The organism is Staphylococcus sp. IVB6214 (genome assembly GCF_025558585.1).
In the GTDB taxonomy this organism is placed as follows: Bacteria; Bacillota; Bacilli; order Staphylococcales; family Staphylococcaceae; genus Staphylococcus.
The window spans coordinates 1145558-1170315 of the sequence record NZ_CP094723.1 but is presented as its reverse complement, the minus strand read 5'-3'; the positions used below and the strand labels follow the sequence as shown (position 1 = coordinate 1170315).

The 24758-nt window shown below is 34.7% G+C and carries 28 protein-coding genes and 1 riboswitch; of the genes, 24 read left to right on the top strand and 4 right to left on the bottom strand.

The features are described from left to right. The first annotated feature begins 111 nt into the window (after nt 1-111). The 5 genes from MUA51_RS05675 to MUA51_RS05655 all read left to right on the top strand — a co-directional run bounded on the left by MUA51_RS05675 (nt 112) and on the right by MUA51_RS05655 (nt 4517). Nucleotides 112-1452, top strand: coding sequence for a DEAD/DEAH box helicase (locus tag MUA51_RS05675; RefSeq protein WP_262558286.1), 1341 nt, complete (start codon nt 112-114; stop codon nt 1450-1452). Between the two features lie 14 nt (nt 1453-1466). Next, nucleotides 1467-2354 (top strand): deoxyribonuclease IV, encoded by an 888-nt coding sequence (locus MUA51_RS05670; RefSeq protein ID WP_262558284.1) that lies wholly within the window; start codon nt 1467-1469, stop codon nt 2352-2354. A gap of 138 nt (nt 2355-2492) precedes the next feature. Then, nucleotides 2493-3263 carry a metal ABC transporter ATP-binding protein gene (locus MUA51_RS05665; RefSeq protein ID WP_262558283.1) on the top strand — a complete coding sequence of 257 codons (771 nt, stop codon included), beginning with the start codon at nt 2493-2495 and terminating at the stop codon, nt 3261-3263. Next, complete coding sequence (locus MUA51_RS05660) at nt 3260-4123, top strand: metal ABC transporter permease (RefSeq protein ID WP_262558281.1); 864 nt, start codon at nt 3260-3262, stop codon at nt 4121-4123. Before MUA51_RS05665 ends, MUA51_RS05660 begins: the two co-directional genes overlap by 4 nt. Further along, nucleotides 4110-4517 carry a Fur family transcriptional regulator gene (locus MUA51_RS05655; protein ID WP_262558280.1) on the top strand — a complete coding sequence of 136 codons (408 nt, stop codon included), beginning with the start codon at nt 4110-4112 and terminating at the stop codon, nt 4515-4517. The genes MUA51_RS05660 and MUA51_RS05655 overlap by 14 nt, the downstream gene beginning before the upstream one ends. Nucleotides 4518-4627: 110 nt before the next feature. Here MUA51_RS05655 and ispG read toward each other — a convergent pair whose 3' ends face one another. Beyond that, on the bottom strand, nt 4628-5722 hold the full coding sequence (gene ispG, locus MUA51_RS05650) for a flavodoxin-dependent (E)-4-hydroxy-3-methylbut-2-enyl-diphosphate synthase (RefSeq protein ID WP_262560874.1): 1095 nt from the start codon (nt 5720-5722) through the stop codon (nt 4628-4630). 282 nt (nt 5723-6004) lie between these two features. Between ispG and MUA51_RS05645 the strand changes: the two genes are divergently transcribed. From MUA51_RS05645 to gcvPB, 18 genes are all read left to right on the top strand, one after another. After that, nucleotides 6005-6604 (top strand): superoxide dismutase, encoded by a 600-nt coding sequence (locus MUA51_RS05645; protein WP_262558279.1) that lies wholly within the window; start codon nt 6005-6007, stop codon nt 6602-6604. Between the two features lie 317 nt (nt 6605-6921). Beyond that, nucleotides 6922-8970 (top strand): peptidoglycan D,D-transpeptidase FtsI family protein, encoded by a 2049-nt coding sequence (locus MUA51_RS05640; protein WP_262558277.1) that lies wholly within the window; start codon nt 6922-6924, stop codon nt 8968-8970. 179 nt (nt 8971-9149) lie between these two features. After that, on the top strand, nt 9150-9299 hold the full coding sequence (gene rpmG / locus MUA51_RS05635) for a 50S ribosomal protein L33 (protein WP_095116787.1): 150 nt from the start codon (nt 9150-9152) through the stop codon (nt 9297-9299). A gap of 666 nt (nt 9300-9965) precedes the next feature. Continuing rightward, entirely contained in the window at nt 9966-10520 is a 555-nt protein-coding gene (locus MUA51_RS05630) for a 5-formyltetrahydrofolate cyclo-ligase (RefSeq protein WP_262558275.1), read from the top strand. Between the two features lies 1 nt (nt 10521). Further along, entirely contained in the window at nt 10522-11961 is a 1440-nt protein-coding gene (locus MUA51_RS05625; RefSeq protein WP_262558274.1) for a rhomboid family intramembrane serine protease, read from the top strand. A 1-nt stretch (nt 11962) separates the two neighbouring features. Further along, on the top strand, nt 11963-12166 hold the full coding sequence (locus tag MUA51_RS05620) for a YqgQ family protein (RefSeq protein WP_262558273.1): 204 nt from the start codon (nt 11963-11965) through the stop codon (nt 12164-12166). After that, the gene (locus MUA51_RS05615) at nt 12163-13143 is read left to right on the top strand and encodes an ROK family glucokinase (protein WP_262558272.1); all 981 of its coding nucleotides are present in this window, start codon (nt 12163-12165) and stop codon (nt 13141-13143) included. Before MUA51_RS05620 ends, MUA51_RS05615 begins: the two co-directional genes overlap by 4 nt. A gap of 6 nt (nt 13144-13149) precedes the next feature. Next, on the top strand, nt 13150-13461 hold the full coding sequence (locus MUA51_RS05610; protein ID WP_262558270.1) for an MTH1187 family thiamine-binding protein: 312 nt from the start codon (nt 13150-13152) through the stop codon (nt 13459-13461). Nucleotides 13462-13486: 25 nt separating this feature from the next. Next, nucleotides 13487-14110, top strand: coding sequence for an MBL fold metallo-hydrolase (locus tag MUA51_RS05605; RefSeq protein WP_262558269.1), 624 nt, complete (start codon nt 13487-13489; stop codon nt 14108-14110). 65 nt (nt 14111-14175) lie between these two features. After that, nucleotides 14176-15150: a competence type IV pilus ATPase ComGA gene (gene comGA, locus MUA51_RS05600; RefSeq protein ID WP_262558268.1), complete on the top strand. Its 975-nt coding sequence runs from the start codon at nt 14176-14178 to the stop codon at nt 15148-15150. Further along, nucleotides 15119-16186: a competence type IV pilus assembly protein ComGB gene (gene comGB, locus MUA51_RS05595; RefSeq protein ID WP_262558266.1), complete on the top strand. Its 1068-nt coding sequence runs from the start codon at nt 15119-15121 to the stop codon at nt 16184-16186. The genes comGA and comGB overlap by 32 nt, the downstream gene beginning before the upstream one ends. Nucleotides 16187-16197: 11 nt before the next feature. Beyond that, nucleotides 16198-16518, top strand: a complete 321-nt coding sequence (comGC, locus tag MUA51_RS05590) for a competence type IV pilus major pilin ComGC (RefSeq protein WP_262558265.1) — start codon at nt 16198-16200, stop codon at nt 16516-16518. After that, entirely contained in the window at nt 16508-16939 is a 432-nt protein-coding gene (gene comGD / locus MUA51_RS05585; protein WP_262558264.1) for a competence type IV pilus minor pilin ComGD, read from the top strand. The genes comGC and comGD overlap by 11 nt, the downstream gene beginning before the upstream one ends. Nucleotides 16940-17221: 282 nt before the next feature. Further along, a complete protein-coding gene (locus MUA51_RS05580) occupies nt 17222-17620 on the top strand; it encodes a competence type IV pilus minor pilin ComGF (protein WP_262558263.1) in 399 nt (132 codons plus the stop codon). Between the two features lie 165 nt (nt 17621-17785). Then, complete coding sequence (locus tag MUA51_RS05575; RefSeq protein WP_262558261.1) at nt 17786-18310, top strand: shikimate kinase; 525 nt, start codon at nt 17786-17788, stop codon at nt 18308-18310. Next, a riboswitch (glycine riboswitch) is annotated at nt 18297-18391 on the top strand. It overlaps the preceding gene by 14 nt. 77 nt (nt 18392-18468) lie before the next feature. Further along, on the top strand, nt 18469-19560 hold the full coding sequence (gcvT, locus tag MUA51_RS05570; protein ID WP_262558260.1) for a glycine cleavage system aminomethyltransferase GcvT: 1092 nt from the start codon (nt 18469-18471) through the stop codon (nt 19558-19560). Nucleotides 19561-19572: 12 nt separating this feature from the next. Next, nucleotides 19573-20922, top strand: coding sequence for an aminomethyl-transferring glycine dehydrogenase subunit GcvPA (gene gcvPA / locus MUA51_RS05565; protein WP_262558259.1), 1350 nt, complete (start codon nt 19573-19575; stop codon nt 20920-20922). After that, on the top strand, nt 20912-22387 hold the full coding sequence (gene gcvPB, locus MUA51_RS05560; RefSeq protein ID WP_262558258.1) for an aminomethyl-transferring glycine dehydrogenase subunit GcvPB: 1476 nt from the start codon (nt 20912-20914) through the stop codon (nt 22385-22387). Before gcvPA ends, gcvPB begins: the two co-directional genes overlap by 11 nt. Before the next feature lie 44 nt (nt 22388-22431). Here the strand turns inward: gcvPB and MUA51_RS05555 are convergent, their stop codons facing one another. After that, nucleotides 22432-22764: a rhodanese-like domain-containing protein gene (locus MUA51_RS05555; protein ID WP_481906526.1), complete on the bottom strand. Its 333-nt coding sequence runs from the start codon at nt 22762-22764 to the stop codon at nt 22432-22434. A gap of 180 nt (nt 22765-22944) precedes the next feature. Between MUA51_RS05555 and MUA51_RS05550 the strand changes: the two genes are divergently transcribed. Further along, complete coding sequence (locus tag MUA51_RS05550; RefSeq protein WP_262558256.1) at nt 22945-23775, top strand: lipoate--protein ligase family protein; 831 nt, start codon at nt 22945-22947, stop codon at nt 23773-23775. A 42-nt stretch (nt 23776-23817) separates the two neighbouring features. Here the strand turns inward: MUA51_RS05550 and MUA51_RS05545 are convergent, their stop codons facing one another. Further along, entirely contained in the window at nt 23818-24048 is a 231-nt protein-coding gene (locus tag MUA51_RS05545) for an SA1362 family protein (protein WP_262558254.1), read from the bottom strand. A gap of 17 nt (nt 24049-24065) precedes the next feature. Continuing rightward, complete coding sequence (locus MUA51_RS05540; RefSeq protein WP_262558252.1) at nt 24066-24668, bottom strand: hypothetical protein; 603 nt, start codon at nt 24666-24668, stop codon at nt 24066-24068. Nucleotides 24669-24758 lie beyond the last annotated feature (90 nt).

The window sequence follows — 24758 nt, the reverse complement described above, 5'->3', positions numbered from 1 at the left end:
ATTGAATTTACAATCAATAACCTATAAATATAGAACAACATGAGATTGTTTATTTTCTTTATGCATTATTTCATTTATAATGGATAGATGAATCTTTAAGGAGGCCAAACAATGGCAAAACATCCATTCGAGCAATTTAACTTTGACTCAGATATTTTAACAGCAATAGATGCATTAAATTTTAAACAACCTACTGATATACAACAACGTGTTATTCCAAAAATGATGAAACAAACAAATATTATTGGACAATCACAAACAGGAACAGGAAAGTCACACGCATTTTTACTTCCATTATTCCAACAGATTGATCCGAAAGTAACAGAACCACAAGCAATTATTGTAGCACCAACTCGTGAATTAGCAACGCAGCTATATCATGCTGCTCTGCAATTAGCTGAACATAAACAGGGTGTAAAGGTAAGTTTGTTTATCGGTGGAACAGATTTTGAAAAAGACAAACAAAAAACAACTGTACAACCACAATTAATTATTGGTACACCGACACGCATAAATGACTTAGCAAAAATTGGTGAGCTTCATGTTCATCTTGCACATTATCTAGTTGTAGATGAAGCAGACTTAATGATTGACTTAGGTCTTATTCAAGAAGTCGATCAAATCGCTGCACGTCTTGACGACAATACGAAGATGGCGGTATTCAGTGCAACAATTCCAAAATCACTACATCCATTTCTCAATAAATATTTAGAAAACCCTACTTTTATTGAAGTAAAAACAACTTCTAAAAATAAAAGTAGTATTGAATTTTACCTTATACCGACACGTGGTTCTGCAAAAATTGAAAAAACTATTGAATTAATTCATACATTAAACCCATATTTAGGCATTATTTTCTGTAATAGCCGTGAAAATGCAGATCATTTAGCACAACAATTAACGTCAGAGGGTATTCAGATAGGTATGATTCACGGGGGACTCTCTCCACGTGAGCGCAAACAACAAATGAAACGTATCCGTAACTTGGAATTCCAATATGTCATCGCAAGTGATCTTGCTTCTCGTGGTATTGACATTGAAGGTGTCAGTCATGTTATCAACTTTGATGTTCCAAAAGATATCGATTTCTTTACGCATCGCGTGGGACGTACTGGTCGTGGTAACTATAAAGGGATTGCGATTACATTATATACACCTGACGAAGAAACATTGATTCATCAAATCGAAGCAAAAGGATATCATTTTAATAACGTAGATGTGAAAAATGGTGAATTGGTACCAATTAAAGCACACAACACACGTCGTTTACGTCAAAAACAGGATGATCATATTACGCAACAAGTAAAGCATAAAATTAAACGTAATAACAAAAAGAAAGTAAAGCCTGGCTACAAGAAAAAATTCAATCAAGAACTTGAAAATTTAAAAAAACAAGAAAAACGTCAATTTAGTCGTCGTAAAAATCGACAAAATCGTAAAAATAAAAAGTAAAGGTGGATAACAAGATGTTAATCGGATCACATGTCTCGATGAGTGGTAAGAAAATGTTACAAGGATCTGCAGAAGAAGCACATAAATACGGAGCATCAACTTTTATGATTTATACGGGCGCACCGCAAAATACACGCAGAAAGCCAATTGAAGAACTAAATATCGAAGCTGGCCAACAAACTATGGCGGAATATGGCTTATCAAATATTGTGGTACACGCACCGTATATTATTAATATTGCGAATACTAATAAACCCGAAGTCTTTCAGCTCGGTGTTGATTTTTTACAAAACGAAATTGAACGAACTGAAAAGATTGGTGCTCGAGACATCGTATTACATCCAGGTGCTCATGTCGGGGCAGGAGCTGAAGTAGGAATCAAACGTATCATCGAAGGGTTAAACGAAGTATTAACGAATGATAACAATGTTCGTATCGCACTAGAAACGATGGCGGGCAAAGGATCAGAAGTAGGCCGTACTTTTGAAGAAATCGCACAGATTATTGATGGTGTTCATAATAATGAAAGATTATCAGTTTGTTTAGATACATGTCATATCCATGATGCAGGTTATGATGTTGTAAATGACTTTGATGGCGTACTCAACCAGTTCGATAAAATAGTAGGGGTCGATCGCATCAAAGTGATTCATGTCAATGATAGTAAAAATCCAATGGGTGCACATAAAGACCGTCACGAAAATATCGGATTTGGACATATTGGTTTTGATGCATTGAACTACGTTGTTCACCATGAACAATTTAAAGATATACCTAAAATATTAGAAACACCTTATGTAGGAGAAGACAAGAAAAACAAGAAGGCACCTTATGCACTTGAAATTGAAGCATTCCGTAGCCAAACATTTGATCCGGAATTGAAAAATAAACTTTTAAGTTAATTTAACTAAATAACCAAAAGTTGCTATACATTGATGTTTTTGAATCAATCAATGTATAGTTTTTATTTGTCCGAAGTCGTAAACATTACTATTTACATTTAATGTCGCGACGTTTATAGTATTTAATGAGGTGAATGAATGATGCAACCTGTTTTCGAGCTGAAAGAGATAGACTTCTATTTTGAAAATAAAAAAGTACTTGAAAATATCAATATCCGCATAAATAAAGGAGAATTTTTAGCAATTGTTGGCCCAAATGGTGCAGGAAAATCTACATTGTTAAAGTTAATGTTAGGACTTTTACCGATTCAAAAGGGGGAAATTTTTGTAGATGGTGAAGCGTATCAAAAGAGTATAACGTCAGATAAGATTAGTTACGTTTCTCAAAAAGCTTCTGCGGTAGCAGCTGGTTTCCCTGCCACAGTCAATGAAGTCGTTATCAGCGGATTAACACGACAAAAACGACTATTTAAATGGTTTAATCGACAAGATCAACAAAAAGTAGATCAAGTGTTGGAGCGTTTAAACATTTCCCATTTGAAAGGGAAAAATATCTCTGAACTTTCAGGCGGACAACAACAACGTGTCTTGATTGCACGTGCATTAGTAAGCAACCCGACGGTACTAATACTCGATGAACCGACAAATGGGATTGATGCGAAACACGTAGGAGAGTTCTATGATACGTTGGAACACTTGAAAAACGAAGGTGTGACAATTATATTAGTGACCCATGATATTGGGGTTGTAGCAGATACAGCAACTGAAGTGGCGTGTATTAATAAGCATCTTCATTTCCATGGTACTGCACATGAATTTAAATCATTAGATGAAGTAGAAATATCAAAAATATATGGTCATCCTATAAAGTTTGTTGACCATAAACATGATAGGGATTGTTGTTTATGATAGACGCATTATTGAACTTTGAATTTATTAGATATTCATTTATCAGCGGTATTTTAATCGGCTTAATCGCACCACTCATCGGTACGTTTATCGTTGTACGAAGATTATCATTAATTGCCGATGCATTAAGCCATGTTACGTTAGGCGGCATCTCATTTGGGATGTTTCTTATTACCGCCGTACCACTTTTTGCAGATATTAATCCAATATGGACGGGTATTCTGTTTTCAATTGTAGGTGCATTATTAATTGAAAAACTGCGTAGTTCATATAAAAATTATCAAGAGATTGCCATCCCAATCATCATGAGCACCGGGATTGGACTGAGTGCGATCTTTATCTCACTTGCAGATGGATTTAATCAAGAGTTAGTCGGCCTTTTATTTGGATCAATCAGTGCCGTGTCCATTAGTGATTTGATCACTATTATTGTGATTGCAGTTATTGTTTTATTATTTATCTTATTATTCTATAAGGAATTGTTTATTCTGTCATTTGATGCTGAATATAGCCAAGTCATTGGCATTCCAAAATGGATTCAATTTCTATTTATTGTGATTGTTGCACTCGTTATTTCAGCATCTATGCGTGTGATTGGTGTATTATTAGTGAGTGCACTTATTACATTACCCGTTGCAATTGCTATGCGATGGACAAAGGGGTACAAACAATTCATATTTATGAGTATCGCCATTGGTGAATTTTCTGTAATTACAGGGTTAATCTCTGCATTCTATTTAGATATCTCTCCAGGTGGTATTATTGTTGTGATTCTTGTATTACTTTTATGTATCACGATGATGTATCAAGGTTTACTGAAGGGGAAGGTAAAAGGAGTGAAAGTAAATGCAAACGAATAAAGCCATTCAACTACTGAAAGAAAACGGACATAAATATACAGACAAACGAAGAGATATGATCGATATCTTTGTTAATGAAGATAAATATATCAATGCAAAACATGTACAAAAACTAATGAATGACACGTATCCAGGTATTTCATTCGATACGATATATCGGAACCTTCATTTATTCAAAACATTAGGTATCATTGAAAGTACAGAATTAGATGGTGAGATGAAATTTAGAATCTCATGTAGTCATCACCATCATCATCACTTTATCTGTAAATCATGTGGTGACACAAAAGTAATTGATTACTGTCCAATGACAGAAATTCAAAAGTCATTACCGGAAGTCGAAATTGAAATGCACAAACTTGAAGTTTATGGCGTTTGCGAAAAATGTCGCTAAACCAAAACCCTTGTAGGCAGTGATGCTGCTTACAAGGGTTTTTAAGTTTGACACGTTCAGAAATGAAACAATTTTATTATGTTCCACCCTCTAATGTACACAATATACAGTTATGATTGTGCTGCTTTATCTCGATTTGCTTCCATTTCCGCAGCAAGCTTATCGATTTCTTTTTTTAGTTCTTCAACCATTGTTTCTTCAGGTACCTTTCTTACTGTTTTACCTTTCATGAACAAAAGTCCTTCTCCTCTTGCACCAGCGATACCAATATCAGCTTCACGCGCCTCACCTGGTCCATTAACAGCACAGCCCAGTACTGCTACTTTCAAAGGTACTTGAAGTTTCTCGATATATTCTTCTACTTCGTTAGCAATAGAAATTAAATCAATTTCAATACGTCCACAAGTAGGGCAAGCGATTAATGTTGCAGCGTTACTTGCAAGACCAAATGCTTTCAATAATGATTTCGCAACTTTTACTTCTTCAACTGGATCTGCTGACAATGAGATACGCGCAGTGTTACCGATACCTAAGGCTAAGATGGCACCTAAACCAGCTGATGATTTGACTGTACCATTAAATAATGTACCACTTTCAGTAATTCCCAAATGTAGCGGATAGTCGAATGCTTGCGCAGCTTTCGTATATGCTTCAATTGCTAAGTTGACATCACTTGCCTTCATTGACACGATAATATCGTGGAAGTCCAAATCTTCAAGAATTTTAATATGATGCAAAGCACTTTCTACCATACCATCAGCAGTTGGATAACCGTATTTCTTTAAAATATGTTTTTCTAGTGAGCCGGCATTCACCCCGATACGAATTGGAATACCTTTTTCTTTACAGGCTTCCACAACAGCTTCTACTTTTTCACGTCTACCGATATTACCTGGATTGATACGAATTTTATCCGCACCGTTTTCAATGGCAATTAATGCTAATTTATAATTAAAATGAATATCTACGACTAATGGAATATTAATTTGTGCTTTTATATCTTTTATGGCATGTGCATCTTCTTCATTCGGACATGCTACACGAACAATCTGGCAACCTGCTTCTTCTAATCGCTTAATCTCTGCAACAGTCGCCTCTACATCATGTGTTTTTGTTGTTGTCATACTTTGGATCACAACTTCATCGGAACCACCAATGGTTAAATTACCAACTTTGACAGGTCGTGTATTTTTACGATGTGTAATTTCTGACATGTTAGGAAACTCCTTTATAACAGTTTTATATATTGAAAATGCACTTTGACAAGCTATTCTTTTCAATGTTAATACTTATTATACAATATAAAAAGGCTGATATTCAAAACAATGAACTAATTTCTGTCACATTTTATGTTTAAAACAAATTGAAATGTGAAATACATAAAATGAACACTTCTTAATATTCTCTTTTTAAGCAGATTGATTGTAAGAAGAATAAAAGTATTGTTAGAATATAGTTGGAATCAACAATTAGGAGGATGATTAATTATGGCTTTCGAATTACCAAAATTACCATATGCTTATGATGCATTAGAACCACATTTCGACAAAGAAACAATGGAGATTCATCATACAAAGCATCATAACACTTATGTTACAAAATTAAACGGTGCGGTTGAAGGAACAGAGTTTGAAAACAAATCAATTGAAGATCTTGTTGCAAACTTAAACGATGTACCTGAAGAAAAACGTACAGCTGTGCGTAATAATGGTGGCGGTCACTTAAACCATTCATTATTCTGGCAATTATTAACACCTAATTCAGAAGAAAAAGGTACAGTGGTTGAAAAAATCACTGAAAAATGGGGTAGCTTAGATAGCTTTAAACAAGAATTTGCTGATAAAGCAGCAGCTCGATTTGGTTCAGGTTGGGCATGGTTAGTTGTTGACAACGGTGAATTAGCAATCGTCACAACTCCTAACCAAGATAATCCACTGACTGATGGCAAAACACCATTATTAGGATTAGACGTGTGGGAACATGCTTACTACCTTAAATACCAAAACAAACGTCCGGATTATATCAATGCTTTCTGGAACGTTGTTAACTGGGAAAAAGTAGACGAATTATACGAAGCTGCAAAATAATAATATAATGACGAGAAAGGAGCTGAGAATCATGTCTCAGCTCCTGTTTTTAAATTATAGAATTAAGTGTAATAGCAGTGGGTGTCTGAAGTGAAAATGCGTTTTAATTCAGAGACTCTTGCCGGGGTGAGACGACGAAATCTTTTATAGTAACAAAGATTTCTGTCTCACTTTTTTTATTTGCATTGTTTTCGAATAATTACTTAAACTTGCCAGCTATAAAATTTCTTTGCACATTTCTTTAAAAAATATTAGCCAAATAGCCGAATTTCATATATCATTTTAAGAAGAAAACGTGCGAATTGAGGTAGATTGTGTTGTTAAAACGTTTAAAGGAAAGAACAAACGATGAAAAAATACGCAATCAAATGAATAAACGTATTAATTTCATCTTTGGCGTGATTATATTTGCCTTTGTTGCAATTGTATTAAGGCTAGGCTATCTCCAAATTGCACAGGGCTCTCATTATCATCAAATGATCAGAGAAAGTGAAAACGTCACCGTCAATGAATCCGTTCCAAGAGGGCGTATTCTAGACCGTAACGGCCGTGTTATTGTTGATAATGCATCGAAAAAAGCCATTACATATACGCGTGGAAAGAAAACGGATCAAGAAGAAATTCTTGATACCGCAAAAAAACTAGCCAAATTGATTGATATGAATACTGAAAAAATAACTGAGCGTGACAAAAAGGACTTTTGGATTACATTACATCCCGATACTGCGCAAAATCGTATGAAAAAGGAATTAGAACTGTATAAAAATGGTGATATTTCTCAAGAAGATTATGATCAACAATTACGTGATAAGATCGGTGAAAAAGATCTGGATTCATTGAGTGAAAAAGACTTAAAAGTATTAGCCATTTATCGTGAAATGATGCAAGGAAGTACATTAAGTCCAAGAACGATTAAGAATGATGATGTCACGGACAAAGAATTTGCGACCGTATCACAACAGTTGTCTGACCTACCTGGTGTCAATACGACAATGGATTGGGATCGTAAATATCCATACGGTAATTCTCTCAGAGGGATATTAGGAAGCGTATCTACGCCAGAAGAAGGGTTACCAAAAGAGTTAACGAACTATTATTTATCTAAAGGCTATTCCCGAAATGATAGAGTCGGCAAAGGTTATTTAGAGTTACAATATGAAAGTATTTTACGTGGTAAGAAAAAAGAAATGCGTTATACAACTGATAAATCAGGGGGTATCATCGATTCAGAAGTTGTCAATGAAGGGTCACGTGGTGATGATCTCATCCTTACAATTGATATGGAACTGCAAAAGAAAGCAGAAGAATATCTTGAAAAACATATCAATAGTTTGCGTAGTCAAGGGGCAGTCAACATGGACTCTGCATTACTCGTTATACAAGATCCAAACAATGGCGATATCCTTGCAATGGCAGGCAGACAAATTGAGACGGATGGTACATTAACTGACTTTGATATCGGTACATTCACAACGCAATATGCTGTTGGTTCTTCAGTCAAAGGAGCAACTTTACTAGCTGGATATCAAAATAACGTCATTAAACCCGGAGAGCAAATGGTCGATGAACCACTTACTTTCCAAGGTGGTTTGACCAAGCGCTCATACTTTAACAAGAGTGGTAGTCGCTTGATCGATGATACTGAAGCACTTATGCACTCATCTAACGTATTTATGTTTAAAACTGCTTTGAAAATTGCTGGCATAGAGTATTATCAAGGTATGCCATTACCTGATGATATTACGGAAGCAGGTAAAAAGTTGCGTAAAGGGTTAAATCAAGTTGGACTTGGAGTTAAAACTGGCATTGACTTGCCAAACGAAGTGACAGGTCAAATTGAACCTTTGAATGACAATCCTGGTAACTATTTGGACTTGGCAATTGGTCAATATGACACATATACACCATTGCAACTTTCACAATATGTCTCTACGATCGCAAATGATGGGGATCGCGTTCAAACCCATATTGCAAAAGAAATACGCAAAGCAACAAACGATGATTCCATTGGACCGGTGAAACATAAAATTACTGGTAAAGTGTTGAATCATGTCAATAATACACCAGATCAGGTTGCCCAAATTCAAAAAGGATTTGACAAGGCATTTAATAAGCCAGAAGGAACAGGTTATAAAAGTTTCAAAAATACTGTTGTACGTTCAGCAGGTAAAACGGGGACAGCTGAAGTCTTCCAAAACGGAGAACCTCGTGTTAATTCAACTTATGTTGGGTATGCACCAGCTGATGATCCAAAATTAGCATTCTCTATTGTTTATACAAACCAACCAGTTCCAGAACCATGGTTGCCTGGTGGTGATTTAGGTAGAGATATCATCAACTACTACTTTGGTAAAAAGGATTCATAATAAAAATAAGGCGTGGGCATCTGTATAAAAGGATGCATACACGCCTTTATTTATTTGATTGCAGTTTATATGTATGTAACAATCCTATTGTGACAGAAATTAAATTTATACTTTTCAATTTAACTAGAAAATGATATGATAATAAAGTCGTATTTTGAAGAAAGATTAGGAGGGGTAATATGCGCGTAAACGTAACGCTTGCATGTACAGAATGTGGAGACCGTAATTATATCTCTACTAAAAATAAACGAACTAACCCAGAACGTATTGAAATGAAAAAATTCTGTGCACGTGAAAACAAACAAACTTTACACCGTGAAACAAAATAATTTAATCTTGGGCTAGAACATGTCATTGTTCTAGTCTTTTTTTATATAATACGATATGTTCAAAAAAGATAAATATTATAGTGAGCAAGCGATATATTTCTTTACAATCTTATATAAACAGCCAATATAGTTCTTCCACGCTAAACTTATAGGCAAAGAACCTGCGCTATTATTATTTTTCAATACCTTTTAACTTTAATTTTTAGTCTAATTAATATATGCTTATATATAGATATGGCACATTAGTTACTGTATAAAATATCGCCATGAACGATATATACGATATAACGTGAAGTATTTTTAAAAATCAACATAGATTCCGACGAAAAAATAGATACAAAACGAACTGTATTTATATTAAAATATAGTTTGAAGTGATATACTTCGTGTTTTAAATTTGAAAGAAGGTGAAACATATGGCAGAGAAAAAAGGCACTATTTCAGGTCGTGTCGTAGAAACAAAAGAAGGTAAAGTCAAAGGCACAGTAGATCAAGCAACTGAAAAGAAATAATCACTCTCCAAAACCAACCATATAGCGTATAACGCTATAATGGTTGGTTTTATTTTTGTGAAGGTATGTCTTGATAACCCTTATTGAATATGACGATATTCATGACACCTAAGCATTCGCACGTTATAATAGGTAATGTTAGGAGGGAATTGTCGTGGATAAAAAAACAATACGCAAAGAAATATTGAAGAACATGAAACAGCTTCACCCTAAACAAAAGATAGATGCAGACCATTGGTTACATCAACAACTATTAAGCCATCCGTATTATCAAAAAGCCAAAAATATAGGTATTGTGTTATCTATGCCGCATGAAGTGAACACTGGTCCACTCATTGAAAAAATGCTTGAAGATGGCAAACAAGTTTTTGTCCCTTCGACGAACTACACAGAAAAAACAATGTGTTTTCAACAACTTCTTGACCTTAAAGATGTTAGCCATGATGAGAAAGGGATAGGCTATATTCCCCAAAATACAGATATTAACAACCATTTAGATTTGGTTATTGTACCTGGCGTTGCATTTAATAAAGAAGGTTATCGTATCGGTTATGGTGGTGGTTATTACGATCGTTATCTAAACACTTATGATGTTAAAACAATAAGCCTAATCTACGATATCCAACTCTGTGAAGCTTTACCAATTGAAGTACACGACTATCCAGTCGCACATCTTATCATTGCAAAAACATCAGAATTCGGAGGGTAATATGCTAGACGAAAAAGATTTATGGAAATCAGGCTACATATGGATACGTTATTATGGATATACATGTGTACACTACGATAAAGAACGACAAGAAGTTTGGTTAGCAAATAAACATAAACAACATGTTGCAATATTTAAAACAGGTAGTTATACATCACAGTCTTTAGAATTTGATAAAGATCGTATTCTTGAACACCAAACTCAAATCAATGAATTTCTAAAAAGTGTCGTCACAAGTTATGATATTTATTTCTTCACTGAAAAACCGTTTAACCAAGCTATGCTTAATGTGAAAACACCGATTCAAATAAAATTTCATTCTATTCAAAACATAAAAACCCTTGCGAGAAAACTGACTCATCCAATAGCTAAAAGACATCTTTTACTTAGTGATAATAAATCACATGACTTTTACAAGAAACGCGTATTAAATCAAAACCTAATCGAAAACGGTATGTATCAATTTACACCTATCACTTTTAGTTTAATATCCATTAATATATTGATATGGATTTGGGCAACATTTTTTATGCCACATCATACAGATATTGAAATAATTGATTTAGGCGCACTGGCGCATTTTAATGTTGTGCATGGCGACTGGTATCGATTGATTTCTTCTATGTTTCTTCATTTGGACATCGAACATCTCTTACTCAACATGATGTCGCTCTATATATTTGGTAAGCTTGTCGAAGCATATACGAGTTCATTAAAAATGCTTGGTATTTACTTCGTTTCAGGAATGATTGGTAATCTACTGACACTTGCTTTTAATACAAATAGTTTATCTGTCGGTGCAAGCGGCGCTATATTCGGTTTATTAGGTGCACTCGTCGCATTATTAACAATTAGTAAACGATACAGTCAAAAAACGATATTCCAACTATTGATTGCAGTAGTTATTATGGCAGTCATTTCAATCTTTATGCGAAATGTAAATATTATTGCCCATCTTGGTGGTCTTATGGGCGGTATATTAATTGTATACTTAGGCTATTATTATCAAACTTCAAAAAAAGTCTTTTATTGGTTGTTAGGTATGACGGTTGTAATGACAATCTTGTTATTAGTTAAAATTTTTATAACGCCAAGTGAAAATATTTATAATCAAATTATCCAAGAACAAATGCAAAAAAAGCACTATTCGCAAGCAGAAGAGATGATTGAACAGACCATTAATCGAGATTACGCAGATGATATGACTTACTATTTATCAGGAATGGTCATTGCATCACAAAAGTCTAAAGCAGAAGCCATTGCAGAATGGGAAAGAGGTTTACGAAACTTCCCGAACTCTGTACAACTCAATTATGTTATGGCGATTGCGAATCGATCATTAGGAGACAATAAAAGTGCAAAGAAGTTCATCAAGAAAGCCGCTGAAAATGCACCTGAAAATGAAAGTGTGAAAATCTTAAAACGAGAGTTGGATGATTGACATGGAAACAAAACTCAATACATTTTATGATGTACAACAACTTTTAAAGAAATTTGGTTTTATTATTTATTTCGATGACAAAGAAGATATGTTAGAGATGATTGAACAGGAACTCAAATCGCTTTTTAAGCATCAATTAATTACACGAGAACAATTTTTACAATCTCGCCATATCGTCAATGAGAGAAGGCTAAATCGTCTATGAAGCATAAGATTATACTTTCCGCTGATATCGGTGGAACAACTTGTAAATTAGGTATTTTTGATCAAAATTTGCATTGCATTGAAAAATGGGCGATTCACACTGATACTACCGATCAATCAGGGTTCATGTTACTCAAGCAAATACACGATGCTTTCGTCGAAAAAGTAACTATGTTAGATTATCAAATAGAGCATGTCATTGGCATTGGTATCGGTGTCCCCGGTCCGGTTGATTTTGAATCAGGAGTTGTACGTGGTGCTGTGAACTTAAATTGGCCTGAAAGTGTGCCGGTTGCCAAAATAATGACTGATTTATTAGGGCGACCCGTCATTGTAGACAATGATGCTAATGTTGCAGCACTCGGAGAAATGCACAAAGGTGCCGGCCAAAGTCATTCTGATATCGCAATGATCACATTGGGCACAGGTGTAGGGGGCGGTATTGTCAGCAATGGCAAAATTGTACATGGACATAATGGTTCAGGCGCAGAAATTGGTCATATTCGTGTCGATCACGATCAACGTTTCAAATGTAACTGTGGCAAATCAGGCTGTATTGAGACAGTCGCATCAGCCACGGGGGTCGTCAATCTCGCGCATTATTATCACCCACAACTTTCCGATCAGTCTCAATTATTACCATTGATAAACAATAAAAGTGTATCTGCAAAAGATGTATTTGATGCAGCGAAAAGTGGTGATCTGTTTAGTCTCCATATCGTTGAAAAAGTATCACAATACATCGCATATCTCGCAAGTATTTTAAGTGTAACTGCCAATCCAAAATATATCATTATTGGCGGGGGGATGTCAGAGGCAGGACATATATTGATTGAAAATATTAAAACAGCATACCAACAAATTGCTTTTACACCTGCACAAGAAGGAACTGAAATTTTACAGGCTCAACTTGGTAATGATGCAGGTATTGTGGGAGCTGCTGGATTAATTAAAACATATATATTAGAAAAGGAGTAGATATAAATGGCAATTGTAGATGTAGTCGTTATCCCAGTAGGAACAGAAGGTCCAAGTGTCAGTAAGTATATTGCAGAAATTCAAACAAAATTAGAATCGTTCAAACAAGAAGGTAAAATTAACTATCAATTAACACCAATGAACACTTTGATTGAGGGCGATTTGAAGGATTTGTTTGAAGTGATTCAAGCGATTCACGAATTACCATTCAACAAAGGATTAGACCGTGTATGTACAAACATTCGTATTGATGATCGACGAGATATTGAACGTGAAATGAATGATAAACTTGCATCAGTTCAAAAACATCTGAAATAAAAATATCTTGGATTGGAGTCAAATTATGAAAATATCATTTTTAACGCTTGGTATAGCTGAGACAAACGCATATTTTGTAGAGAATGATTCAGAGCTGCTATTGATAGACCCGTCTGGCGAACCAGAAAAAATCATCTCTAAACTATCGTCTATGGATAAACCATTAATTGGTATTCTTTTGACACATGCGCATTTTGATCACATTGCTGCGCTAGATGAAGTATTGGCATACAAAGATGTTCCTGTATATATGCATCTAGAAGAAGTAGACTTTTTAGTAGATCCAGAAAAAAACGGTTCGGCGAAATTCGCAATACATGGTTTCCCAATAATTACGAGTCAAGCAACACCTAAACTTCAAGAAGAAGGTGAGATGCAGATCGGTCAATTTAAAATAACTGCATTGCATACACCGGGTCATTCACCAGGAAGCTTGACTTATGTATTCGAAGACTTTGCTATTGTTGGAGACACATTATTTAATAATGGAATTGGGCGTACAGACCTATATCGAGGTAATTATGAAACCTTAATTGATTCAATCAAGGATAAACTTTTTGAACTAGATGAAACATTACCGTTATATCCAGGTCATGGGCCTTCAACTACAATTGAACAAGAATACATGAATCCATTTTTAAACGGATAAAAATATCATCTAGAAAAAGTAAAAACATCATCTCTTGCGTGTATATAGGCAAGAGGTGATTTTTTATGCAATTTTTGTTGGATACAGTCTTACAACATGCATTGTCTGAAGGTGCATCCGATATACATTTTATCCCATCATCGGACCATGTCGAAGTAAAACTACGTGTCAATGATCAGTTATCTTTGTACGACTCGTTAAATTTAGAGACATATCAGCGGTTATTAACACTATTAAAATTTCAAGCTGGTCTTGATGTATCTTCAAGACATCGTGCGCAAAGCGGGAGATACATTTATCAATTTAAAGAATTATATTATTTGCGTGTGTCTACTTTGCCTATTAATTTAGGCAATGAGAGTTGTGTTATTCGCATTACACCACAGTATTTTCAAAATATTGCACTGGAAAACACTGAAGATATATGTAGTTTAATGGAGAAGAAGCAAGGCCTGATACTCTTTAGTGGCCCCACTGGTGCAGGCAAAAGTACACTCATGTATCAAATGGTACTCTATGCAAAGCAAGCACTCAATCTTAATATCATTACAATAGAAGATCCAGTAGAAAGACTTATTAATGGCGTAACCCAAATATCTGTGAATGAGAAGGCAGATATTACATATAACGCATCATTAAAAGCAATATTACGATGTGACCCAGATGTCATACTGATAGGTGAGATTCGCGATGCATCTATTGCCCATGACGTGATACAAGCCAGCTTGAGTGGTCATCTTGTACTCACAACAATTCACGCCAGTGATTGTCAAGGTGTTTTATTACGCTTAATTGAAATGGGTGTATCAAAACAAGATTTACTCCAAGCAACAAATTTAATTGTAAATCAACGACTTGTCACTACAACCGATCAAAAACGAGAACTTGTATATGAAACGATGCTACACGATGATATACAGCACTTTTTTGATCATGACTTTCAACTACCAATGGCATTTTCTAGCTTAACAGATAAACTTAATTTGCTAAAAGAACAGGGGGTCATCGATGCGGCAACTTTTAGAAAATATCGAACATAAACGTACACAGGCATTTATCAAAACAAACCATTTACTCATCTTAGACCGAACATGTCAGTTATTACAACATGGCTTTACATTGATTGAATCCATTCAATTTGTGCATCAACAACTAAATATTAAAGATGAAAAGTTTAATCAATACTTTCTACAAACAGTTGTACAAGGGGGATCTTGCTATGAAATCTTTAAATATTTAAATTATCCCGATATTATTTTAATGCAAATATATTTTGCAGAGAAATATAGCGAACTAAGCGAGACATTGTCACAATGTTATCTATTTTATGCTAAACATTTAAAGCTTAAGGCACAATTTATGAAAGCAATCCAGTATCCCTTTCTACTTCTTTTTATTTTTCTAGTACTCATTCTAACACTTAACCACACAGTGTTACCTGAATTCGACCATATGTATGAAACAATGCAAATCAAACACACTTTTCTTCAATCTCTGCTAAAGGTTTTTATTTCTAATTTTCCATTGCTATTAAGCATCACACTTTTAACGACACTTTCTGCTTTGCATATATTTAAAAAATGGCTTACAAAACAATCTATGCAAACACAAATACATGTATTAACACACATACCCATCTTCAAAAAATATTATCGCCTATTTACAACTTATCAAATATCACAACAATTTGTACTCTTTTTCAAAAATGGCATCACACTTAATGACATCGTCAAAATTTATTTATCTCAAAATGAAAATCTCTTTCTAAAATATATAGGCGAATCTTTGCGATCCGAGCTACAAAAAGGCAACCCTTTTTCTAATATTTTACGCACATTAAATTGTTTTGAAGACAATTTCATTTCATATATTGAACAAGGTGAACAACGAGATAAATTAGATATTGAATTATTGATATATAATCGATTTCTTATGGATCATATTCAATCTTTTATCAAACGACATATCAAGCTTATTCAACCAATCATGTTTCTATTTATAGGTCTACTAATCACGGGCGTTTATTTAGAAATGATGTTACCTGTTTTCGAAATGATGCAATCCATACAACAATAGGAGTGATACTGATGAAAAAATTATTTTCAATGATAAAACAAAACAAAGCTTTTACTTTAATTGAAATGTTGCTAGTCCTTTTAATCATAAGTGTATTGCTTATATTGATTATCCCCAATATTGCAAAACAATCCGATCATATTCAAAAGACGGGTTGCAAAGCACAAACACGACTTGTCGATAGTCAGATTGAAGCTTATACATTAAAGTTTAATCACAAACCAGATTCAATTGATGATCTTGTAAGAGAAGGTTACATCAAAGAAAATCAAAAAACATGTAAATCCGGCGAAACAATCCGAATTCAAGATGGTGAGGCTGTTGCATCATAAAAGAGGGTTTACATTAATTGAAATGTTAATCGTTTTATCCGTAATTTCTTTATCAATATTTATTGTTCTACAACATGCCACAGAGATATATTCACCGAACAATTTAGATGATCAAATCAAGTTGTTAACGAGTAAAATTGACTATTATCAATCTCGCGCCATAAAAGAAAAACAAACCATTCTTATGGTTTTTCGACCCAGTCAAAATAATATTCGTATTGTATTTCAAAAACACCATAAAGACATAATTGAACCACTGTCTCCATTACACCTTGATATGAACAGCAACCTTTACACACTCAGTTTCAACTCGAATGGTGAGATTATGAAGTTTGGTCGTATAAATTTTAAATATCGATCAGAACATTTTTCTATTGTTTTCCATATCGAACAAGGGAGGTATCGCGTCATCAAAGCATGAATCGTTATGGTTATACACTTATCGAAGCACTTTTTGCATTTTTCCTATTTTCAATCATCTGCTTGTCTCTCATTCCACTCTTACACCAATTAGAAAACAAATACGTAGAAGTACAGCAAACGCTCGAACTACAACGGACATTATATTTCTATCTCAAAGAAAACCCTCTAGAAAGGCAAAAAGAATATGGACACTTCAATATTGTTACAACACATGAAAGAGTATGTATTACACACATGCAAACAAAAGCGACTTATTGTTACAAGTTCAAAAGGATTCACAATGATTGAGTCGCTTTTTTCGCTATTTGTACAAATGCTAATTGTCGTTTTACTTCCTGCTTTAGTCTTAGCACTTATCAACTTTAGAACAAGCTTTATAGATGATACATCATTTTTACAAGAATTGATGGCTAAGGAAATTGCATACCACTTACATGAGCCACAGGCAAAGATCATTGGTACGAATCATCAAGTTTTAAAAATTAAAAGTGGTTTAACAACGTATCGTTATTACATTCAAAACCACAAGTTAATCAAACAAGTAGATTCAAAAGGGAACATAACAGTTCTCAATGGTGTAAAGCATATTAAATTTATTCGAATCAGCACGAAAAATCTTAAAATCATTATCACATTTTTAGAAGGGAATTCCTGGATTGAAAAAACATTTATTATCTAATGATGCTTTTACGCTCCCGTTATTATGCTTATTATTTAGTGCGTATATCCTATTTATTTCTTTTATTATTGTCATCTATACATTAAAATTAAATGCATTAGATGCATTGTCTGATTATTATAAAAACGAAATCAATCATACCTTAAAAACTAAAGAGGTGAAAATATGAGCTTACTGAAACGTCCAATTATTTTGATTGGCTTTATGGGCGCAGGAAAAACATCTGTTGCTCAAGCACTAGCTCAAAATTATCAATGTCGTTTTGTCGACTTAGATGAACATATCGCTTCGTCTGAAAATATGTCAATTCCTGAAATATTCAATCAATATGGTGAAGATACTTTTCGTGCCCTTGAACACCAATACTTACAACAAGTAATTGATGAGTATGAGATTGTCTCAACAGGTGGAGGTATTATATCCTCAGATGAAACATTTGAATTTTTAAAAACGGTAAATGCCGATATCATTTGGTTAGATGCGCCATTCTCCGTATTATACACAAGAATTAAGGATGATCAGAATCGACCAAAAGCAAAGAACACCCCGAAGGAAACACTAAAAAACTTGTACTCGTCACGTGTTTCACGATATAATGAAATCGCATTCATGAAGGTGTCAACGAATAGCACTTTCAATGAAACAATTGCTACAATCGAAAAAAATATTTCTGCGAATGATCAGTATTAGAGAGAATGGCTTTTGCCATCGCCGAAGGAGCAAATGATGAGGCATCATGAAACTCTCAGGCAAAAGGATAATATTGTGACGCATTCCTGAAGATATTTCAACAGGGCGTATTTTCTTCTTAAATACGTCCTGTTTTATTTATTATAGGAGGGTATGTTATGGCACAAGAGTTGAAACAAACACCGCTGTATCAAGAATATGTTGCTGCGGGGGCAAAAATTGTAGAGTTTGGTGGCTGGGCGATGCCTGTTCAATTTTCTAGTATCAAAGAGGAACATAATGCAGTCCGCTCAAAAGTCGGCTTGTTTGATGTCAGCCACATGGGAGAGATTTTAGTCGAGGGAGAACAAGCACTTGATTTAGTGCAATATGTCCTCTCAAATGATACAGATTTATTAACAGAACAGAAAGCACAGTACACATGTTTATGTAATGAACGTGGTGGTGTCATCGATGACCTCGTTGTATATAAATTAAATAATCAAAAATTATTACTTGTTGTTAACGCAGCAAACACTGAAAAAGACTACAACTGGATTGTAGAGCATACTAGCCAATTTAACGCTAAAGTCACAAATGTGTCAGATGACTATGGACAACTTGCTATTCAAGGACCAGAAGCACGACAACTGGTACAAGATAATACAGATGTGGATGTCAGTGAACTCGGTATGTTCGAATTTTATCAAAATGCTGCATTCTTCGGTAAAAACGTCATATTATCACAATCTGGTTACACAGGTGAGGATGGCTTTGAAGTTTACTGTTCAAGTGAAGATGTCGTTGATCTTTGGAAATCTTTACTTGATAAAGGTGTTACACCATGTGGTCTAGGCGCACGTGATACATTGCGATTAGAGGCTGGTCTTCCACTACACGGGCAAGACTTATCTGAAGAGATCACACCTTATGAAGGCGGTGTTGCTTTCGCTGCAAAACCATTAATTGAAGCAGACTTCATTGGTAAAGCAGCACTTAAAGAACATAAAGAGAATGGCGCACCAAGACGTACAATTGGTATTCAAATGATTGAAAAAGGTATTCCTCGTACAGGCTATGAGATTCTAGATTTAGATGGCAATGAAATCGGCGTTGTAACTTCTGGTACTCAATCACCATCAACAGGTCATTCGATTGGTTTAGGTCTGATTCAACGAGATGCTTTTGAAATGGGTAAAGAAATTGTAATTCAAGTAAGAAAACGACAAGTTAGAGCAAAAATCGTTAAGAAAAATCAAATTGAAAAATAAGGGGTGAAGGCATTGAGTCATCGTTATATTCCATTAACTGAAAAAGATGAAAGACAAATGCTAGATACAATTGGTGTTAATTCAATTCAAGATTTATTTGGTGATGTACCTGAAAATGTTTTATTAGACAGAAATTTAGACATTGCAGATGCAGAATCTGAAACGCAACTCTTAAAAAGATTAAATCGTGTCGCAAGTAAAAATATTACCAAAGAAACACACACAAGTTTCTTAGGTGCTGGGGTTTATGATCACTATGCACCTTCTGTTGTTGATGCGATGATTTCTCGCTCAGAGTTTTATACAGCTTACACACCATACCAACCTGAAATTTCTCAAGGTGAATTACAAGCAATTTTCGAATTCCAAACAATGATTTGTGAATTAACAGGCATGGATGTTGCAAACTCATCAATGTATGATGGTATGACAAGTTTTGCTGAAGCTTGCTTATTAGCATGGGGCAAAACTAAGAAAACAAAATTAGTCGTGTCAAAAGGTTTACACTATCAAGCTTTACAAGTATTACACACATACTCAAATATCAGAGATCAATATGAAGTTGTAGAAGTTGATTTGGATGGTACAATTACTGACCTAGAAAAGTTACAAGCAGCAATTGATGATGATACAGCTGCTGTTGCAGTACAATATCCAAACTTCTATGGTTCAATTGAAGACCTAGAAAAAATCAAATCATTTGTCGAAGGTACAAAAGCTTTATTTATAGTTTATGCGAATCCATTAGCACTTGGTTTATTAACGCCACCGGGAGAATTTGGTGCAGATATCGTTGTCGGTGATACACAAGTATTTGGTATCCCATCACAATTCGGTGGTCCTCATTGTGGTTACTTTGCAACTACGAAGAAATTAATGAGAAAAGTTCCGGGTCGTCTTGTTGGACAAACACAAGATGATGAAGGTAATCGTGGTTTTGTATTAACATTACAAGCACGTGAACAACATATTCGTCGTGAAACAGCTACTTCTAACATTTGTTCAAACCAAGCATTAAATGCACTTGCTTCTTCTATTGCCATGTCAGCTTTAGGTAAGCAAGGTCTACAAAATATTGCTGAACAAAATATGGAAAATGCCAATTATGCAAAAGATGCATTTAAAGAAAAAGGATTCGATGTATTAGAAGGTATCTCATATAACGAGTTCGTAGTGAAGTTTAATCATCCAATATCAGAGATCAATAAACAATTATTAGAATACGATATCATTGGCGGCTTTGATTTAAGTGTTGTGGATACATCATTTGAAAATCATATGCTTGTAGCTGTAACAGAACTGCGCACAAAAGCCGAAATTGATTATTTTGTAGAGAAAGCTGGTGAGCTCAATGACAAGTAAATCAAGTCCATTAATTTTCGAACGTTCTAAAGAAGGTCGTTATGCGTATTCATTACCACCAAAAGAAATTGATAACGGTGTAGCAAAAAAATTACTCGATGATAAATTTATTCGTAAAAATAAAGCAGAGTTTCCAGAAGTATCAGAATTAGATCTTATTAGACATTATACTGAGCTTTCTAATAAAAACTTCGGTGTTGATTCAGGCTTTTATCCATTAGGCTCTTGTACAATGAAGTATAACCCTAAAATTAATGAAAAAGTTGCACGTATTCCAGGATTTACAGAATCGCATCCATTACAAGAAGTTGACCAAGCACAGGGGTCATTAGAGATTATCTATTCATTACAAGAAGAATTGAAAGAGATTACTGGTATGGATGAAATCTCATTGCAACCTGCTGCTGGTGCGCATGGTGAGTGGACAGCATTAATGATTTTCAAAGCGTATCATATCAAAAATGGTGATACACAACGTGATGAAGTCATTGTACCTGACTCTGCACATGGCACAAACCCAGCTTCTGCTGTATTTGCCGGTTTCAATGTGGTCACAGTTAAGTCCAATGAAAAAGGCGAAGTTGACATCGATCACTTGAAAGAATTAGTGAGTGAGAAAACAGCTGCTATTATGTTAACAAACCCAAATACACTTGGAATCTTTGAAACAAATATTATGGAAATCCGCGATATCGTACATGAAGCAGGCGGGTTATTATACTACGATGGTGCAAACCTGAATGCCATTATGGACAAAGTACGTCCTGGTGATATGGGCTTTGATGCGGTTCACTTGAACTTACACAAAACATTCACAGGCCCACACGGTGGTGGTGGCCCTGGTTCAGGTCCAATCGGTGTTAAAAAAGCATTGCGTGAATTTTTACCAAAACCACTTGTCATCAAAAACAATGATAAGTTTGAATTCGACAACTCAATGGAACATTCTATCGGTCGAGTAAAACCATTCTACGGTAACTTTGGCATTTATCTTCGTGCTTATACGTATATCCGCACAATGGGTTATCAAGGTCTGAAAGAAGTTTCTGAAGTAGCAGTTCTAAATGCCAACTATATGAAAGCACGCTTAAAAGATGCTTTTGTTATTCCGTTTGATCAATACTGCAAGCATGAGTTTGTATTAAGTGGAACAAAACAAAAGAAATTAGGTGTACGAACTCTTGATATGGCGAAACGTCTCCTAGACTTCGGTGTACATCCACCAACAGTTTACTTCCCATTAATTGTGGAAGAGGGCATGATGATTGAGCCAACTGAAACAGAGTCTAAAGAGACACTTGATCATTTCTGTGATGTATTAATTCAAATTGCAAAAGAAGCTGAAGAGAATCCAGATATCGTTCTTGAAGCACCACATACAACTGTGATTGACCGATTAGATGAAACAACAGCAGCGAGAAAACCAATTTTAAAATTTGAAGGATTAAAAGCTGAAAAAGAATAACATAAAAAAACTAGGGACGAGTCAGTGACTCATCCCTAGTTTTTCTATTTTTTGGACTTGACTTTGCCTGTCCATTTTTTATAGCCACCTTTTAACATGTAAAGCTCTTGATAGCCTTTTCTTTTAAGGGTTCTTGCTGCTCTATAACTCCCAATGCCATTAGCATCGACTAGATAGATTGGTTGATCTTTTCTCAGCCCTTGATAGCGTTGACGAAAAATAGTCATTGGAATATTTCTAGCACCGACAATATGTCCATAATCATAATCTGCTTTTTCACGCAAATCAATCACTTGTGCCTTACGTAATCCTTGTTGAAATTCTTCTTGATTCAATTCTTCAACAGCTCTTTTATTCAATAGATATTGAATAACCATCCAAATAATAAGAGCAGCTAAAATAATTAATAAAGTCACAGCTGTGTTACTCATCTTGCATCCTCCCTCAAATACCGATATTATTATTATAAGACTGATAGGATAAATTATCAAAATTTTTATGTTAAGATATCAAATGAAAAAATAAACATTACAACATAGCAAATGGAGGCATTTATTGTGACAGAAACTTGGCATTTTATCAATACTGGTAGCCATGATCCATACTATAATATGGCATTAGACGAAGCCTTACTCAATTTTGTTTCTCGTGGCGAAATTGATCCGGTGGTTCGTTTTTATACATGGTCTCCTCCAACATTATCAATTGGCTATTTCCAGCGTTTAGAAAAAGAGATTGATATTAATAAAGTTCAAGAAAAAGGTTATGGACTTGTTCGTCGTCAAACAGGTGGACGTGGCGTGTTACACGACAAAGAGTTAACATATAGTGTCATCGTTCCGGAGTCTCATCCTGACATGCCTAAAACAGTCACTGAAGCATATCGTGTGATTTCAACTGGATTATTAGAAGGGTTTAAGTTACTCGGTTTTGATGCATACTTTTCAATTCCACGTTCCAAAGAAGAGCGAGAAAAACTTAAACAGCCTAGAAGTTCGGTTTGTTTCGATGCACCTAGTTGGTATGAACTCGTTGTTGAAGGTAAAAAAATTGCTGGTAGTGCTCAAACAAGACAAAAAGGGGTTATCTTACAACATGGTTCCATTTTACAAGATGTCGATATTGACGACTTGTTTGATATGTTCATTTTCAAAAATGACCGTTTAAAAAATAAAATGAAAGAGGCATTTGTTGAAAAGGCGATTGCAATCAACGACTTGTCTGAAACACATATCACTTTAGACGAAATGGAAATAGCTTTTAAAGAAGGATTCCAAAAAGGATTAGGCATTACATTTAAGCCATTGACACTAACACCTTCACAATTAGAGGAAGTAAAGTCACTTGAAGAAAAATATCGTTCTGCTGAATTTTTATTTCGCAAATAGTCAAAGGGCAACTGTCACGAATTATGACAAGTTGCCCTTAATTTATTTACGTCTACGGCGCTTCCATTTGTTTTTCCAAATGATTTTTTTGATTTCTCGCTGATCTTTTGTAAGGAAAAAGAAATAATACAAAAGATATATCACAACTATGATAACTAGTAATGTGATAAGGGTATTTGTAATACTAAGTAAGAAGTCATCTAGATTTGTAATTAATCCAATGAACGCCACAATTACGATTAAGCCAAATAGTATTTTTTGTAATATTTGCATCTACATCGCCTCCCTTATTACTGCTTATCGTCTGATGTATCTACTTTTATACTCGTAAGTGCTTGACGACCCTGTTGAATTATTTTTTCGTCTTTTTTAACGTAACCTTTACGAATTTGTCTAAATGCATCCGTTACATCTTTCTGTATCGCAAGGACATTTTTATGTTGTGCTTTCACTTCATCATCCTTTTTCACAACGTCGAGCTCGCCAGCATCTACTTCATAACGATCCACAGCAAGTTCATGATCATCAATGACCGCTTCTAATTGTTCAATGACCTTTTCTTTCTTTTTGTTCTCTAACACATCTTTATCAAGATTTTGATAGGCATAAATAATATCAGTAACATCACCATAATATTTTGATGATACTTCATAATACTTTGCAGTTTGATGATTTTGTTTTGCTTTTTTCGTATCTTTTGTATCCTTTTCTAAAGCTGTTAGTTGTTTTTCTTTAGCTGAGATATCATTTTTTATTGATTGATTTTCTAATTTTAGTTCATGATTTGCATCTCGTAGTTCTGTACTTTGTTCTTCTAAAGGCAGTAGATTTTGATTCCCACAACCACTTAATAAAACAAATGTGCTAAAACTTAAAAAAATAATTTTCTTCATTTTTTACTCCTGTTTTGGTGTTTTACGCTATACATCACTCTATTTTAAGGTATCATATAAATAAGTACAAATATTCTAGGAGGGGATTTG

Coding starts and splice junctions, on each gene's coding strand:
- MUA51_RS05675 (WP_262558286.1), top strand. CDS start 112: ATGGCAAAACATCCATTCGAGCAATTTAACTTTGACTCAGATATTTTA.
- MUA51_RS05670 (WP_262558284.1), top strand. CDS start 1,467: ATGTTAATCGGATCACATGTCTCGATGAGTGGTAAGAAAATGTTACAA.
- MUA51_RS05665 (WP_262558283.1), top strand. CDS start 2,493: ATGATGCAACCTGTTTTCGAGCTGAAAGAGATAGACTTCTATTTTGAA.
- MUA51_RS05660 (WP_262558281.1), top strand. CDS start 3,260: ATGATAGACGCATTATTGAACTTTGAATTTATTAGATATTCATTTATC.
- MUA51_RS05655 (WP_262558280.1), top strand. CDS start 4,110: ATGCAAACGAATAAAGCCATTCAACTACTGAAAGAAAACGGACATAAA.
- MUA51_RS05645 (WP_262558279.1), top strand. CDS start 6,005: ATGGCTTTCGAATTACCAAAATTACCATATGCTTATGATGCATTAGAA.
- rpmG (WP_095116787.1), top strand. CDS start 9,150: ATGCGCGTAAACGTAACGCTTGCATGTACAGAATGTGGAGACCGTAAT.
- MUA51_RS05625 (WP_262558274.1), top strand. CDS start 10,522: ATGCTAGACGAAAAAGATTTATGGAAATCAGGCTACATATGGATACGT.
- MUA51_RS05620 (WP_262558273.1), top strand. CDS start 11,963: ATGGAAACAAAACTCAATACATTTTATGATGTACAACAACTTTTAAAG.
- MUA51_RS05615 (WP_262558272.1), top strand. CDS start 12,163: ATGAAGCATAAGATTATACTTTCCGCTGATATCGGTGGAACAACTTGT.
- MUA51_RS05610 (WP_262558270.1), top strand. CDS start 13,150: ATGGCAATTGTAGATGTAGTCGTTATCCCAGTAGGAACAGAAGGTCCA.
- MUA51_RS05605 (WP_262558269.1), top strand. CDS start 13,487: ATGAAAATATCATTTTTAACGCTTGGTATAGCTGAGACAAACGCATAT.
- comGA (WP_262558268.1), top strand. CDS start 14,176: ATGCAATTTTTGTTGGATACAGTCTTACAACATGCATTGTCTGAAGGT.
- comGB (WP_262558266.1), top strand. CDS start 15,119: ATGCGGCAACTTTTAGAAAATATCGAACATAAACGTACACAGGCATTT.
- comGC (WP_262558265.1), top strand. CDS start 16,198: ATGAAAAAATTATTTTCAATGATAAAACAAAACAAAGCTTTTACTTTA.
- MUA51_RS05580 (WP_262558263.1), top strand. CDS start 17,222: ATGATTGAGTCGCTTTTTTCGCTATTTGTACAAATGCTAATTGTCGTT.
- MUA51_RS05575 (WP_262558261.1), top strand. CDS start 17,786: ATGAGCTTACTGAAACGTCCAATTATTTTGATTGGCTTTATGGGCGCA.
- gcvT (WP_262558260.1), top strand. CDS start 18,469: ATGGCACAAGAGTTGAAACAAACACCGCTGTATCAAGAATATGTTGCT.
- gcvPB (WP_262558258.1), top strand. CDS start 20,912: ATGACAAGTAAATCAAGTCCATTAATTTTCGAACGTTCTAAAGAAGGT.
- MUA51_RS05555 (WP_481906526.1), bottom strand. CDS start 22,764: ATGGTTATTCAATATCTATTGAATAAAAGAGCTGTTGAAGAATTGAAT.
- MUA51_RS05545 (WP_262558254.1), bottom strand. CDS start 24,048: ATGCAAATATTACAAAAAATACTATTTGGCTTAATCGTAATTGTGGCG.
- MUA51_RS05540 (WP_262558252.1), bottom strand. CDS start 24,668: ATGAAGAAAATTATTTTTTTAAGTTTTAGCACATTTGTTTTATTAAGT.